The following is a 14,975-nucleotide window of genomic DNA, read 5'->3' on the forward strand; positions in this document are numbered from 1 at the left end:
CTCTTCGTGCACCCTCGCACTCCTGTCCGCAAAGCACCAGCCCCCCAAGGGCACCCGCCGCCTCAGTCGACGAACGGCAGCGGCTCGGCCGCGCTCACCCCGGCCACCGCGGCCGTGGTGTGTCGCCGGTGGTGTCGCCGGCACAGCACCTCGTAGGCCACCACCTGCGGAGCCGCACCCGCGATGTCGCCGACCACCACCTGGCTGCCCTCGGTGACCATCCGGCCGTCGACGGTGCGCGCGTTGTGGGTGGCCGGATCGCCGCACCAGCAGCGGGGCCGCACCTGCAGCAACTCCATCCGGTCGCACAACTCGACCAGTCGGCGGGTGGCCGGGAACAACTGGGTGCGGAAGTCGGTGAGGATCCCGAAGCAGTACACGTCGAGCTGCAACTCGTCGACGATCCGGGCCAGCTGGTCGATGTGGTCGGGGGTGTAGAACTGGGCCTCGTCGCAGATCAGGTAGTCGACGCGGCGTCCGTGGGTGAGTTCACGGATCACGAAACCCCAGAAGTCGAAGTCGTCGGTGACCTCCGACGCCTGCCGCTCCAGCCCGAGCCGGGACGAGACGGTGGCCGACCCGGCCCGGTCGTCGCGGGTGAACAGCCTCCCCCGCCGTCCGGCCTGCTGCTCGGAGAAGTCGGTCTGCAGGGCCAGCGTCGACTTGCCGCAGTTCATCGGCCCGGTGAAGAAGATCAGTTGCGGCATCGGATCACCCGACCAGCAGCGGCACGGTCAGTTCGGCCGGCGTCAGCGAGCCGTGCATGCCGACCAGGCCGAACTCGTTGGGCTGGGTGGTGGTCATCACGGCCAGGTCGGACGCCATCGCGACCAGCACGTCACCGAAGCGGTCCGCCAGCCGGGACTGGACCTGGCCGAACCAGCCCTCCTCGATCGCCTCGGCACGGGTGCGCACCCAGGCGTCCGGACCGAGCCGGTCGGCCCACCGTCCCGCCACCGCCGAGGGGTCGTCGGTGTAGAGCTGGCGGAAGCGGCCCTCACCTCCGACCAGCCGGACGCCGGCGCGCAGGTCCGGCTCGTCCTCGATGACGATCCGCCGGTCGGGGTCGATGTCGACCATGCCGTGATCGCCGGTGACCACCAGCACGACGTCGTCGGGCAGGGCCGCCCGCAGGTCGGCCACCACCGCGTCGATGCGGCGCAAATCGGCCGTCCACTGCGGCGACGCGGCGCCGTACTTGTGGCCGGCGTGGTCGAGATCGCGGTCGTAGAGGTAGACCAGGCTCTTCTCGGCAGCGGTCGCCGCCCGCGCCGCGTACTCGACCCGCCAGGACGCCGGGGAATCCTCGGCGAACCCGAAGAAGTGGGCGCCGCGCAGCGCCGAGGTGGTCAGGCCGCTGCCCTTGAACCGGGCGGGGGTGACCGTGGCGCAGTAGACGCCGGCCTTGCCCAGCCGTTCGAACATGGTGAGCTGCGGCTGCACGTCCAGGCCGCTCAGCCCGTCCTCCCACAACAGCGCGTTCAGCATCCGGCCACCCAGCCGGAACGTGTAGCCGGCCATGCCGTGCTGGCCCGGAGTGAGCCCGGTGCCCAGCGAGGTCACCGACGTGGCGGTGGTGCTCGGCGCGCCCGCGGTGATCATCCTGGTCGCCGGTGCGTCCAGCAGGGCCGCCAGCGTCGGGGCCGCATCGGCCCGCCCGCGCAGCAGGTCGCGGCCCAGGCCGTCCACCAGGAAGACGACGAAGCGCTGCGCGGCCGGCAGCCCGAGCACGTCGTCGCGGCCGGGGACGCCGAGCACCGCGGCGATGCTGGGCAGCACGTCCGACAGCGTCGAAGCCCCGTAGCCGGGCAGGACGGGTCGGCTCACCGGCCACCGCCGGAGGCGACCTGCAGAGCGGTCGCGAAGGACACCAGAGCGGCCACGTTGTCGGCCCCGTCGGCGGCGACGCTCATCCGTACCGTCAGGTCGTCGGCGGCGAGCGTGCCCGAGTAACCGTGATCGGCGTCGCAGTCGGGGTCGCCGCAGTGCGCCGGCTCGAGTTCGACCCGCCGCGCCGTACCCCAGCCGACGCTGAGCCACGTTTCGATGTCGGACGAGCGGTGGGCCCCGTGGCGCTCCGGATGCGCCACCACCCGGGTGAGCGCGACCGAGGTGATCTTGTCCAGCGCCACCGACTCGGTGGTCGACATCGCCTGCCCGGCCTCGCCCGGGGCGTCCGACTCGTCGGTGTGGCCCACGATCAACCGGGTCGCGGTGAGCACCAGCACCGACAGGTGCCGTTGGATCTCGTCCCGGGCGAAGGTCGCCTCGTGATGGACGACGTGGTGCAGAACGCGTTCGCCGGCGGTCGCCATCGCCACCGTCTCGGCGATCAGATCGGGAAAGTAGCCGCAGGCGTCGATGTCCCGCCGAAGGTCTGCCGGCAGTGCGAGCGAGGTCACCGGCTCATCTTGTCACGCGGCCGGAAACGCCCCCAAGTCTGTCGGGGGTGGCGAGCGCCAATGCGCTGACGCACCGATAGCGTGGGGCCGGTGAGCACCAAACCGTTCATCGCCGCCCGCGCCGAGGAGTTCATGGACCGGCGCCTCGAGGCGCTGTTCCGTGGCCTGCAGTGGCGCGAGCAGGTGATCGGCTACACCGGCTACGGCTCACCCGACTTCGCCCGCTTGCTGGCCCGGGTGGTGCTGGTTCCGCACTGGTCGCGCAGCCAGCTCGGCCGAGCGACCAAGGAGTTCGTCAAACGGCGCGGTTGGCGCAGCTTCCTGACCGCCCCGTGCGTGCGGGTGAAGGTGCAGGTCAGCATCGGCGAACGGACGATGTCGGTCACCACCGACCGGGGCGGATACCTCGACCAGCGGATCGTCGGGCACGGCCTCGAGCCGGGTTGGCACACCGCGACCGTGCGCACCGCGGGCTCCGATCCGGTGGAGTGCGAGGTGCTGATCGTGGCGGCCGACACCCGCTTCGGGCTGGTCTCCGACATCGACGACACGGTGCTGACCACCTGGCTCCCCCGGCCGATGATCGCGGCCTGGAACAGCTTCGTCCGCGACGAGTCGAACCGGCAATCGATCCCCGGCATGGCCCGGTTCTATCGCCGGTATCTGGACGCCCACCCGGGCGCCCCCATGCTGTACCTCTCCACCGGCGCCTGGAACACCTACGAGTTCCTGCAGCGCTTCCTCGCCCAGCACGGCTACCCGCGCGGACCGATGCTGCTGACCGACTGGGGGCCGACCAACACCGGGTGGTTCCGCTCCGGCATGGAACACAAGCGCACCAGCCTGCTGCGGCTGGCCGCCGACTTCCCGCAGATCGCCTGGCTGCTGGTGGGCGACGACGGGCAGCACGATCCGGAGATCTACGCCGAGTTCGCCCGCTCGCACCCCACCCACGTGGCCGCGGTGGCGATCCGGGAACTCTCCCCCACCGAGCAGGTGCTGGCCCACGGCACCAACATGCCGCTGGAGGAGCCCGATGAACTGGTGGACACCGATTCCACCTGGGTGGAGGCGCCGGACGGACGTGGCCTGGCGGGCAGGCTCGCCGGCCAGCTCGACCTGGCCGACTGATCCCACGCCGCCGACCGCGGCGACGCCCGCCGGCGCCGGCGGCCCCGCCCAGAGCGGTCCGGCCGCGTGTCAGTGGCGACCGCGGCGTCCGGGAAGGGCCACAATCGGCCCTGAGCAGTGCCCAGTGAAGGAGCGATAGCGGTGGCCCGTCCCACGGCCGATGACGAGGTGATCGAACGCATCGTCGATGTCGACATCTCCGACGAGATGGAGACCAGCTTCCTCGAGTACGCCTATTCGGTGATCTACAGCCGGGCCCTGCCCGACGCCCGCGACGGGTTGAAGCCGGTGCAGCGCCGCATCCTCTACACGATGGAGGACATGGGCATCCGGCCCGACCGTCCGCACGTGAAGTCGGCCCGGGTCGTCGGCCAGGTGATGGGCCTGCTGCACCCGCACGGCGATTCGGCCATCTACGACGCGCTGGTCCGGCTCGCCCAGCCGTGGGCGCAGCGGCTGCCGGTGGTCGACGGTCACGGCAACTTCGGCTCGCTGGACGCCGGACCCGCGGCGATGCGCTACACCGAGTGCCGGATGGCGCCGGCGGCGTCGGCGATGACGGCGGGTCTGGCCGAGGACACCGTCGACTTCAAGCCCAACTACGACGGCAAGGAGACCGAGCCGGTCGTGCTGCCGGCCGCGTTCCCGAACCTGCTGGTCAACGGCTCCACCGGCATCGCAGTGGGCATGGCCACCAACATTCCGCCGCACAACCTGATCGAGTGCGTGCAGGCGCTGAAGCACCTGATCGCGCAGCCCGAGGCCGACTCCGAGGAGCTGATGCGCTTCGTCCCCGGCCCCGACCTGCCCACCGGTGGCAAGATCGTCGGCCTCGACGGCGTGAAGGACGCCTACCTGACCGGTCGCGGCACGTTCCGCATCCGGGCGACCGCCCGCATCGAGCAGGTGCATGCCCGGCGCAAGGGCATCGTGGTCACCGAACTGCCCTACATGGTCGGGCCCGAGCGGGTGATCGAGCAGATCAAGAACCTGGTGCAGGCCAAGAAACTGACCGGCATCGCCGACATCAAGGACCTCACCGACCTCGCCAACGGCACCCGGCTGGTGATCGAGATCAAGAACGGGTTCAACCCCGAGGCGCTGCTCGAACAGCTGTACCGGCAGACCAAGCTCGAGGACTCGTTCGGCATCAACGCGGTCGCCCTGGTCGAGGGACAGCCGCGCACGCTGAGCCTGCGGGACATGCTGACCGTCTATCTCGAGCACCGGCTCGAGGTCACGCTGCGCCGCACCCGTTTCCGGCTCGGCCGGGCGTCCGAGCGGCTGCACCTGGTCGAGGGCCTGCTGATCGCGATCGTCGACATCGACGACGTGATCGCGATCATCCGCAGCAGTGACGATGCCGCCGCTGCCCGGGCGAGGCTGATCGAGGCGTTCGAGCTGACCGAGACCCAGGCCAACTACATCCTCGACATGCAGTTGCGCCGGCTGACCCGGTTCTCCCGGATCGAGCTCGAGAAGGAACGCGACGAGCTGCAGGCCCGGATCGCCGACCTGCAGGGCATCATCGACGACCCGGTCCGGCTGCGGCAGGTGGTCTCCGACGAGTTGGACGAGGTGGCCCGTACCCACGGGACGCCCCGGCGCACCGTGCTGCTGGCCTCCGGCGGCGGCGCGGTGTCGGCGGCGAAGGCGAAGGCGTCCGCCACCCCGCTGGAGATCGCCGACGACCCGTGCCGGGTGCTGCTGTCGTCGGCCGGGTTGCTGGCCCGCACCGACACCGCCGAGCCGTTGCCGTCGGGCGGCGGCCGGGCCGCGCACGACGTGATCGTCAGCACCTGCACCTCGACCGCCCGGGGCGAGTTCGGGCTGCTCACCTCACTGGGGCGGGTGGTCCGTGGCCAGACCATCGACCTGCCGTCGGTGCCGGCCACCGCCCAGGCGCCCAACCTGCAGGGCGGGTCGCCGGCGGCGGAGCTGTTCACCCTCGAGCCGGGCGAGAAGGTGCTGGCGGTCAGCTCCCTGGCCGAGGGCCTGTACGGCTGGGCGTTGGGCACCGAACGCGGCGTGGTGAAGCGGGTGAACCCCGAACTGATCGGCAAGGACGCCTTCGACATCATCCGGCTCGACGACGGCGACCGGGTGGTCGGCGCGGTCGAACTCACCCACGACCAGCTGGAGCTCGTCTTCGTCACCTCCGACGCCCAGTTGCTGCACTTCCCGGCGGACGCGGTGCGGCCCCAGGGCCGGGCCGGTGGCGGCATGGCCGGGGTGAAGCTGGCCGGCGGGGCGAAGGTGGTGTTCTTCGGCGCCAGCCGTCAGGCGGACGCCGTGGTGGTGTCGGTGGCCGGTTCGTCCAAGGCGCTGCCCGGCACCGATGCCGGCTCGGTGAAGGTGACCCCGTTCGCCGAGTACCCCGGCAAGGGCCGCGGCACGGGCGGCGTCCGATGCCAGCGGTTCCTCAAGGGCGAGGACGTGCTGCAACTGGCCTGGGTGGGCCCCACCCCGGCGGTGGCGGCGGCGGCGTCCGGCTCGCCGGTGGAACTGCCCGTCGAGGATCCCCGCCGCGACGGCTCCGGCACCCCCGCTGGCCAGCCGATCGCCGCGATCTCCACCCGCTTCCACGACTGAGTCCGCCACAGTCCGACAGTCCGACCCACCTTCGTCATCCCGGGCCTGCCCCGGGATCCCACCTCCGCCCACGACAAGATCCCGGCGTCCTTCGGGATGTCGACCGGCGCGGCGTCCGGCCAACTAGTGTGAGCGCGTGGATGACACCTTCGACGACCTGCTGCAGGCCAACCGGCGCTACGCCACCTCGGCGCCCCGCAACTTCGACGGCTACGCCCACGCCGGCGTCGCCGTCGTCACCTGCATGGACTCCCGGCTGCAGCCGCTGGAGATGATCGGACTGTTCCTGGGTGAGGCGAAGATCATTCGCACCCCAGGTGGCCACGTCACCGAGGACGCCCTGAACGGCTGCATCCTGGGGGTGTCGCTGCTGCGGGTGACCCGCATCATGGTCATCGCCCACACCCGGTGCGCGATGGCGTCGTGCGACGACGTCGAGATGCGCCAGCGGGTCGGCGAGGCCACCGGCCGGGACGCCTCGAACCTGGCGGTGGGCGCCGACCCCGATCAGGAACGGCACGTGCGCGCCGATGTCGAGCGGCTCGCGTCGCACCCGCTGATCGACGGGCTGGCCAGCGTCGGCGGCTTCCTCTACGACGTCGACACCGGCCTGCTCACCCAGCTCGCCTGACCCCGGAGCCGTTCCTGCCGGAGTTGTCCACAGCCGGACGCCGCACTCGCGCGCTCTGTCGGTGCAGCGTGAGACGGTGAACCCATGACCGACCAGTCCAGCGGGGCCACCACGATCGACCTGCGCGCCGAGGCCGTCGCCGTCCTGCGCCGTCTCACCGCCCGACCGGACGCCGAGTTCCACCCCGGCCAGTTCGAGGCGATCGAGGCCCTGGTCGCCCATCGCCACCGCGCCCTGGTCGTCCAGCGCACCGGCTGGGGCAAGTCCGCGGTGTACTTCATCGCCGCCCTGCTGCGCCGCCGCCAGGGCGCCGGCCCGGCGCTGATCGTGTCGCCGCTACTGGCGCTGATGCGTGACCAGGTCGCCGCCGCCGAACGGGCCGGCGTTCGGGCCGCCGCGATCAACTCCGCCAACGTGACCGAGTGGCGCGACATCGAACAACTGCTCGACGCCGACGCCGTCGACGTGCTGTTCGTGTCTCCCGAACGCCTGGTCAACCCGCGGTTCCGCGCCGAGCAACTGCCTCGGCTGGTCTCCCGGCTCGGCCTGCTGGTGATCGACGAGGCCCACTGCATCAGCGACTGGGGGCACGACTTCCGGCCCGACTACCGCCGCATCCGCGACCTGATCGCCGAGCTGGGTGACGACGTCCCCGTCCTGGCCACCACGGCCACCGCCAACCAGCGGGTGGTCGACGACGTCACCGAACAGCTGGGCGCCGGTGGTCGTGACGTGTTCACCCTGCGCGGCGCCCTGGCCCGCGACTCGCTGCGGCTGGGCGTGCTCGAGCTGGGCACCGCGCACCGGCGACTGGCCTGGCTGGCCGAACACCTCGACAGCCTGCCCGGCAGCGGCATCGTCTACTGCCTGACCGTCTCGGCCGCCGAGGACGCCGCCACCTTCCTGGCCGGGGCCGGCCACCGCGTCCTGCCCTACACGGGCCGCACGGACGCCGCCGAACGCCTCGCCGCGGAAGAGGCGCTAAAGGCCAACTCAGTCAAGGCGCTGATCGCCACCTCGGCGCTGGGCATGGGCTTCGACAAGCCCGACCTCGGTTTCGTCGTGCACATCGGCGCGCCCAGTTCCCCGGTCGCCTACTACCAGCAGGTCGGACGCGCCGGGCGCGCCACCGAGCGGGCCGACGTGCTGCTGCTGCCCGGCATCGAAGATCGCGACATCTGGCACTGGTTCGCCACCAATGCCATGCCCACCCAGACCCGGGCCGACGCCACCCTCGCGGCGCTAGCCGAGGCCGACCGGCCGCTGTCGGTGGCGGCCCTCGAGGCCCGCGTCGACCTGCGTCGCGGTCCGCTCGAACTGCTGCTCAAGGTGCTGGCGGTGGACGGCGCCGTCGAGTACGTACCGGGCGGCTGGGTCGGCACCGGCCGGCCCTGGCACTACGACGCCGAACGCTACGAACGCATCGCCGCCGCCCGCGTCGCCGAGCAGCGGGCGATGCTCGCCTACGAAGAACTGACCAGCTGCCGGATGGCCTTCCTGACCGAGGAACTGGACGACCCGCACTCGGCAGCGTGCGGCCGTTGCGACGTCTGTGCCGGTGCCTGGTACGCGACGGACGTCACCGTCGAGACCGCCCGCTCCGCCGCCGACGACCTCGACCGGGTCGGCGTGCCCGTGGCCCCCCGCTCCCTGTGGCCGAGCGGGCTCGACCGGTTGGGCGTGCACGGCGACGGCAAGCCGGTCACCGGCAAGCTGGCCCCTGGCGAGCAGGCCGAGCAGGGCCGGGTGGTCGCCCGGCTCACCGACCTGGGCTGGGGCGGCCCGCTGCGTGACCTGTTCGCCACCGACGCCGACGGGCGTCCGGTCGACGCCGAGGTGCCGGCCGAGCTGGGCCGGGCCGCCCTGCGTGTGCTGGCGGGCTGGGACTGGGCCGAGCGTCCGGCCGCGGTGGCCTGGGTGCCCAGCCTGGGGCGGCCCCGGCTGGTCGAGTCGCTGGCAACCGGTGTCGCCCGGGTCGGACGCCTCGAGCCGCTGGGTCCGCTGGCCCTCAACCCCGGCGCCGAGCCTGGACGGGGTGGCACCAACAGCGCGTACCGCGTGCGGGAACTGTGGGATCGGTTCGGCGTCCCGGAGTCGATGGCGAGCCGGCTGGGTGAGCTGACCGGACCGGTGCTGCTGGTGGACGATCTCATCGACAGCCGTTGGACGATGACGGTGGCCGCCCGGCTGCTGCGCCGGGCGGGAGCGGGCGCCGTGCTGCCGTTCGCCCTGGCCCTGGCCGGCTGATTCCGCCCGCTCGCGAAACTCCGTGCGCCGGGGTTGTATTTTTCCGGCCGCCGGGTTTATCTTTGTGTTCGACAAACGGCACGATCCACGAAAGGAGGCCGGGAGCATGATGACATCGAAGGTTCCGACACCGGGCGACGGCAATGCCGTGCTGGCCGGCCTCGGGCAGTGCTGACTTCGACCTGTCGGTCACGTCACACCCTGGGCCACGTCTGCTGAACGGCATCCATAACCCCTGATCAATAGGGTTCTATTGGCTTGCCGCGCCGGAGTGTCGGCCGCTCGACGCACCACTGCGCCAACGGCGACCCCGTACTGCGGGGACGCGACCCAAGCATTCACACTCATTCAATTCCGTCCTGCCAGCATTCGGCGGCGACGTTATTTCACCCTGCCTTTTCGACAAGGAAAATCCGATCATGAACACCATTGTGGAATCCAGAACCGACCATTCGCACCCTCCGCAACTGCGGAGCCTCAACCTGCTCGACCGGCTCGCGCTGTACGGCGGACTCGCCTTGATCCGCTGGGCACGGCGCAGCGATCAGGACGGCCGGACCATCGATACCGACCGCGTCACGCTACCGGCGCGGCAGGCCCGCGAGGTTCTCGAGTCGCGCATCGCGCACCGTGAACTGACCGAGGCCCGGTACCGGTACGGCCTGATCGTCTGAACCCGGTGCGAGCATCCCCGCCGGGCCGGCGGAGCGCTCCCCGCTCCGCCGGCCCGATCGGCGTCCGCTGGATCGCGGCCTGCGCCGTGCGCGGCGCGGCCGACACGGTCAGTGTCGCCCGGCCACGGCCTGGGCGAACACCTCCGCGGCGCGCTGCCAGACCTGCTCGCCGGTGAACAGACCGGGCAGCAGCGGCACCAGTCCCTTGGAGAAGTCCTCACTGGCCTGCAGCGGCAGCAGCGACGGCAGATTGTCGATCACGATGGCGTCCAGCGGCACCGGATCGTCCCAGATCCGGCGGACCGGCTCGGGCCAGGTGGTGTGCCGGTCGCTGACCGGCAGCAGGTTCAGGTCCGAGGTGACGTCGGCGGTCACGTCGGCCAGCACCCGCAGCCTGCGGCCGGGACGGTCACGGTCGGCCTCGACCAGGAACGGCGGCTGCGGAGTGTCGGCGTGCACGCAGTGCACCAGCAGGTCATGGCCGACCAGCGCGTCCGAATCCAGGTTGGCGGTGTCGTCGCGGTCCCAACGGTCCACCTCCACGCCGGCAAGGTGCAGGGCGTCGGTGGCACCGCGTCCGGCCCGCCCCCAGGCGCCGGTGACCACGGCGGACGCCTCCGAGAGGCTTGCTGCGGCGTCCTCCAGTTGCCCGGCCAGGTCGTCGAGCAGCAGCGGCTGCAGCGGAACGGTCAACCGCCCCGCCAGCGACAGGGCGGCGAGCGAGGCGCCGACGAAGCCTGCCCAGTAGCCGAACGCGACCACTCGGCGTCCGTCGTCGTTGACCAGATACTCCAGGTCGAGCAGCTGGCCGCCGCCGGCGACGAAGCGCTGCAGCAGCTCCTCTGCGTCGTGCTGTCCCTTGTAGGCGTGGCCGAAGAAGACGTGCCGGTGCCGCAGTTCGGCCGGTTCCGGCGGCAACTCCTTGATGCCCACCACCACGGTGTCGGTGGGTGAGGTCACCCAGCTTCCGGCGGGAACGATGGGCAGCCCGGCAGCTGCGTACTCCTGGTCGGTGAACACCCGCACCGGCGACGACTCCACCAGCACGCGCATGCCTGCGGCCTGCAGCTCGGCCGCACCCTGCGGAGTGATCGGGGTGCGGCGTTCACTGGCCCGCTCCTCCGACCGCAGCAGAATCGTCGGGACCTGCGACTCGGGGATGATCATGGCGGCAGGCTATCGCCAGGATGCGGGCGGTGGGGTTCGGCCCAGGCCGGCCGCGACACCGGGGAGGCCCGCTAGTCTCGACAGGACCGAAACCGGTAGGAGACCCCAGCGACGTCACGCACAGAGAGGTGCACCCGTGTCCAGTCCACTCGTCATAGGTATCGACAGCTCAACCACCAGCACCAAGGCCCTGGTGGTCGACGATCAGGGCACCGTCCTGGCCGAGGGCAAGGCGGAGTTCGCCATGCAGACGCCGCGGGTCGACTTCTACGAGCAGGACGCGCACGACTGGTGGCGCAGCACCGACACCGCCGTCGGCGAAGCGGTCGGCAAGCTGGAGCCCGGGGACCGCGCCCGGATCAGCCATCTCTGCGCCACCATTCAACGGCAGACCTTCACCCTCGTCGATGAGCAGGGTGAGCCGCTGCGGCCGGGCATCCTGTGGCTGGACGGCCGCGCCGCCGAGCAGGTCCGCCGGATCGGCAGCGAACACATCCACCAGCTCACCGGCTTCCAGCCCGACGTGACGCCGTCGGTCTACAAGATCGCCTGGCTGGCCGACCACGAACCCGAGCTGGTCACGAGCGCGCACAAGCTGGTCGGCGTTCACGCCTACCTGGTGCACGCGATGACCGGGCGCTTCGTCGACTCGGCGGCCACGGCCGACAGCCTGGGCCTGTTCGACATGGCGCACCTGGACTGGTCGGACGAGATGATCACCCACGCCGGCCTGCGCCGCGAGCAGCTCTGCGAGCTGGTGCCGGCCGCGTCGGTGATCGGCCCCATCGACTCGGCGATCACCTCGGCCTGGGGCATCGACCAGGAAGTCCAGCTGGTGGCCTCCTGCGGCGACGGTCAGGCAGCCGCCCTCGGTGTCGGCGCGATCGGGCTCGACGAGGCGTACCTGAACATGGGCACCGCCCTGGTCGCCGGCGTCCACTCCCCCGACTACGAGCACGCCCCGGTGTTCCGCACCGACGCCGCGGGCATCCCGGGCCAGTACGTGCTGGAGATCGTGCAGAACTCGGGCGCCTACCTGGCCGGCTGGTTCCGCGACAAGCTCGGCGACCCCAACCTGGGCGGCCGTCCCGACCCGGCACTCGACGAGGCCGCCGCCTCGGTGGCCGCCGGCTGCGGGGGGCTGGTCACGCTGCCCTACTGGAACGCGGTGCAGAGCCCGTTCTGGAACCCGGTCGCGCACGGAGCGATCGTGGGCCTGGCCGGCGCGTACGGACGCCCCGAGCTGTACCGCTCGACGCTGGAGGGGCTGAGCATCGAGATGGCGCGCAACCTGGCCGGGCTGGCCACCACCACCGGCGTGCCGCTGCGCACCGTGACAGCGGTGGGCGGCGGGCAGCGGTCACCGCTGTGGCGTCGCATCATGACCGACGCCATCGGCCTGCCGCTCACCGAGAGCCCCACGGAGGAGGTGTCGGCGATGGGTGCGGCGGTGATGGCGATGGCAGCCGCCGGCCGCTACGACAGCGTGCAGGACGCCGCCACCGCGATGGCGAAGCACGGAGCCACCACCGAACCCGACCCGGACAACCACGAGCTGTACCGGGAGTTGGGCGAGATCCAGGCGGCCACCTACCACCGGCTGGCCGACATCTTCGACGCCCAATACGCCTTCGCGGCCACGCACCCCCTGCACCCCTGACGCCTGACGGGGACGCTTCGTCATCCCGTCCTGGTGTCCGTCAGCCCGCCCTGGAGCCCGTCTCCCCGGGCTTGCCCCGGGATCCCAGGACACTCCCGCGCGCGAGATCCCAGCGTTCGCCGGGATGACGATCGCCGCCGGGAGAGAAGGAATCTGCGGCGGGGTGGCAGCACCGGCGTGCCGCTGGTGGACTCGTCGAGACCTTCCTAGGCGTCGATGCGGTCGGCGTCCAGGGCGTACGCGCCGGCGACGATGAACTCCTTGCGGGGGGCCACGTCGTTGCCCATCAGCCGCTCGAAGGTCAGCATCGCCTGCTCGAGCGACTCGCCCTCTTCGACCGCGATCCGCCGCAGCGTGCGGTGCCGCGGATCCATCGTGGTCTCCTTGAGCTGGTCGGCGTCCATTTCACCCAGGCCCTTGTAACGCTGCGGCTCCTTGAACCCGACCCCGCGTTTGGTCAGCTCGGCCAGCTTCCGCTGGTACTCGGCCTCGTTGTAGGTGTAGATGAACTTCTCCTGCCCCTTGCGGGGGTTGGTCAGTTCGAAGCGGTGCAGCGGCGGCACCGCGGTGTAGACCCGGCCGGCCTCGATCATCGGTCGCATGTACTTGAAGAACAGCGTCGTCAGCAGCGTGCGGATGTGGGCGCCATCGGAGTCGGCGTCGGCCATGAAGATGATCTTGCCGTAGCGGGCCTGCTCGAGCTCGAAGGTGCGCCCCGACCCGGCGCCGACCACCTGGATGATGGACGCGCACTCGGCGTTCTTCAGCATGTCGCCGACACTGGCCCGCTGCACGTTGAGGATCTTGCCGCGGATCGGCAGCAGCGCCTGGAACTCGGAGTTCCGGGCCAGCTTGGCGGTGCCCATCGCCGAGTCGCCCTCGACGATGAACAACTCGCTGCGCTCGCCGTCGGTGCTGCGGCAGTCGGCCAGCTTGGCCGGCAGCGAACTCGACTCGAGTGCATTCTTGCGACGCTGGTTCTCCTTGTGGGCGCGGGCAGCGACCCGGGTGCGTGACGCCGAGACGACCTTTTCCATCACCGCGCGGGCCTGCGTGCGCAACGCTGCCTTGTTCGAGGTGAGGAAGTCGGCCAGCTCGTTCTCGACGATGCGAGCCACCAGCCGGGTCACCGGCGGGGTGCCCAGCACCTCCTTGGTCTGGCCCTCGAACTGGGGCTCGGCCAGCGACACCGTCACCACCGCCGTGAGCCCTTCGAGAATGTCGTCCTTGACGACGTCGTCGCCCGCCTTGAGCAGCCTGGTGCCCTCGAGCCCCCGGCCGAACGCCTTCACCAGGCCGCGCTCGAAGCCGGCGACGTGGGTGCCCCCTTTCGGGGTGGCGATGATGTTCACGAACGACTGCAGGGTGGCGTCGTAACCGGCGCCCCAGCGCAGCGCGATGTCGACGGTCAGGGTGCGGTCGACGTCTGTGGGGGTCATCGCGCCGTCGGCGTCGAGCATCGGCACGGTCTCGGTGAACGAATCCGAGCCCTGCAACCGCAGCACCTCGGTGACCGGTGCGTCGGTGGCGAGGAAGTCGCAGAACTCGGAGATGCCGCCGTCGTGCTTGAACACCTCGGTGGTCGGCTCGTCGGAGCGCGCGTCGATGACGGTCAGCTCCAGCCCCGGCACCAGGAAGCTGGTCTGCCGTGCCCGGGCCACGAGGTTGGCCAGCGACAGCTGTGCATCGGGCAGGAAGATCTGCCGGTCGGGCCAGTACCGCACCCGGGTGCCCGTCCGACCCCGGCCGGCCCGGCCGGCCTTGGCTAGGGTGCCGCCCGGGGTGAAGGGTGCGTCCGGGCCGTCGCCGGCGAAAGTGCCCGGGACGCCGCGGCGGAACGACATCGCCCACGTGGATCCGTTGCGGTCGACCTCGACGTCGAGCCGGGACGACAACGCGTTCACCACCGAGGCGCCGACGCCGTGCAGGCCGCCGGTGGCGTTGTACGAGCCGGCGCCGAACTTGCCGCCGGCGTGCAGCTTGGTGAACACCACCTCGACCCCGGACAGGCCGGTGCGCGGCTCGATGTCGACGGGGATGCCACGGGCGACGTCGTGCACGCTGATGCTGCCGTCGGCGCCGAGCTCGACGCGGATCGAGTCGCCGAAGCCGGCCAGGGCCTCGTCGACGGCGTTGTCGATGATCTCCCACAGGCAGTGCATCAGGCCGCGGGTGTCCGTGGAGCCGATGTACATCGCCGGCCGCTTGCGCACCGCCTCGAGCCCCTCGAGCACCAGCAGGTGCCGTGCCTCGTAGTCGCGGCCCTCGGCCCCGGGCTTGCCTTTCGTGGTCACGTGGTGAGGCTAGCGCCCAGCGCCGACACTCTGGTGGACCCCCACCGCCGGACGCGCCACGCGCGGCGTCCGAACGCTGCGCGGGACGCGCTGGTGCGCGGGGGTAGTCTCGCGGCACGGAACAAACCGGCCTCGCCAAGAGTTGACACTGGTAGACTCAAGTACGAACAGGGAGGA

General features: G+C 71.1%; 11 protein-coding genes. 6 read left to right on the forward strand and 5 right to left on the reverse strand.

All coding sequences use genetic code 11. The features are described from left to right. Window positions 1-62: 62 nt before the first annotated feature. From OIE40_RS07370 to OIE40_RS07380, 3 genes are read right to left on the reverse strand one after another with little or no spacing between them, the layout of a single operon-like run. Window positions 63-707, reverse strand: a complete 645-nt coding sequence (locus tag OIE40_RS07370; RefSeq protein ID WP_264701493.1) for a thymidine kinase — start codon at window positions 705-707, stop codon at window positions 63-65. A gap of 4 nt (window positions 708-711) precedes the next feature. Continuing rightward, window positions 712-1,827, reverse strand: a complete 1,116-nt coding sequence (locus tag OIE40_RS07375) for an alkaline phosphatase family protein (protein WP_264701494.1) — start codon at window positions 1,825-1,827, stop codon at window positions 712-714. Continuing rightward, entirely contained in the window at window positions 1,824-2,402 is a 579-nt protein-coding gene (locus tag OIE40_RS07380; RefSeq protein WP_264701495.1) for a DUF5998 family protein, read from the reverse strand. Before OIE40_RS07380 ends, OIE40_RS07375 begins: the two co-directional genes overlap by 4 nt. Before the next feature lie 90 nt (window positions 2,403-2,492). Here OIE40_RS07380 and OIE40_RS07385 point away from each other — a divergent pair, with 90 nt between their 5' ends. From OIE40_RS07385 to OIE40_RS07405, 5 genes are all read left to right on the forward strand, one after another. Further along, entirely contained in the window at window positions 2,493-3,533 is a 1,041-nt protein-coding gene (locus OIE40_RS07385; protein ID WP_264701496.1) for an App1 family protein phosphatidate phosphatase, read from the forward strand. Window positions 3,534-3,674: 141 nt separating this feature from the next. Beyond that, window positions 3,675-6,125 carry a DNA gyrase/topoisomerase IV subunit A gene (locus tag OIE40_RS07390; RefSeq protein WP_264701498.1) on the forward strand — a complete coding sequence of 817 codons (2,451 nt, stop codon included), beginning with the start codon at window positions 3,675-3,677 and terminating at the stop codon, window positions 6,123-6,125. Window positions 6,126-6,261: 136 nt separating this feature from the next. Further along, window positions 6,262-6,756: a beta-class carbonic anhydrase gene (locus OIE40_RS07395; protein WP_264701500.1), complete on the forward strand. Its 495-nt coding sequence runs from the start codon at window positions 6,262-6,264 to the stop codon at window positions 6,754-6,756. An 84-nt stretch (window positions 6,757-6,840) separates the two neighbouring features. Next, a complete protein-coding gene (locus tag OIE40_RS07400) occupies window positions 6,841-9,003 on the forward strand; it encodes a RecQ family ATP-dependent DNA helicase (protein ID WP_264701502.1) in 2,163 nt (720 codons plus the stop codon). Between the two features lie 419 nt (window positions 9,004-9,422). Beyond that, window positions 9,423-9,677 (forward strand): hypothetical protein, encoded by a 255-nt coding sequence (locus OIE40_RS07405; protein ID WP_264701503.1) that lies wholly within the window; start codon window positions 9,423-9,425, stop codon window positions 9,675-9,677. A 108-nt stretch (window positions 9,678-9,785) separates the two neighbouring features. Here OIE40_RS07405 and OIE40_RS07410 read toward each other — a convergent pair whose 3' ends face one another. After that, window positions 9,786-10,844, reverse strand: coding sequence for a Rossmann-fold NAD(P)-binding domain-containing protein (locus OIE40_RS07410; protein ID WP_264701505.1), 1,059 nt, complete (start codon window positions 10,842-10,844; stop codon window positions 9,786-9,788). Window positions 10,845-10,980: 136 nt separating this feature from the next. On the opposite strand from OIE40_RS07410, the gene OIE40_RS07415 reads away from it, so the two are divergent. Next, window positions 10,981-12,504 carry a xylulokinase gene (locus OIE40_RS07415; RefSeq protein ID WP_264701506.1) on the forward strand — a complete coding sequence of 508 codons (1,524 nt, stop codon included), beginning with the start codon at window positions 10,981-10,983 and terminating at the stop codon, window positions 12,502-12,504. A gap of 206 nt (window positions 12,505-12,710) precedes the next feature. Here OIE40_RS07415 and OIE40_RS07420 read toward each other — a convergent pair whose 3' ends face one another. Further along, window positions 12,711-14,798: a DNA gyrase/topoisomerase IV subunit B gene (locus tag OIE40_RS07420; RefSeq protein WP_264701508.1), complete on the reverse strand. Its 2,088-nt coding sequence runs from the start codon at window positions 14,796-14,798 to the stop codon at window positions 12,711-12,713. Between the last annotated feature and the right edge of the window lie 177 nt (window positions 14,799-14,975).

This window comes from Micropruina sonneratiae (assembly GCF_025972045.1).
GTDB lineage: Bacteria > Actinomycetota > Actinomycetes > Propionibacteriales > Propionibacteriaceae > Micropruina > Micropruina sonneratiae.

Coding starts and splice junctions, on each gene's coding strand:
- OIE40_RS07410 (WP_264701505.1), bottom strand. CDS start 10,844: ATGATCATCCCCGAGTCGCAGGTCCCGACGATTCTGCTGCGGTCGGAG.
- OIE40_RS07370 (WP_264701493.1), bottom strand. CDS start 707: ATGCCGCAACTGATCTTCTTCACCGGGCCGATGAACTGCGGCAAGTCG.
- OIE40_RS07405 (WP_264701503.1), top strand. CDS start 9,423: ATGAACACCATTGTGGAATCCAGAACCGACCATTCGCACCCTCCGCAA.
- OIE40_RS07400 (WP_264701502.1), top strand. CDS start 6,841: ATGACCGACCAGTCCAGCGGGGCCACCACGATCGACCTGCGCGCCGAG.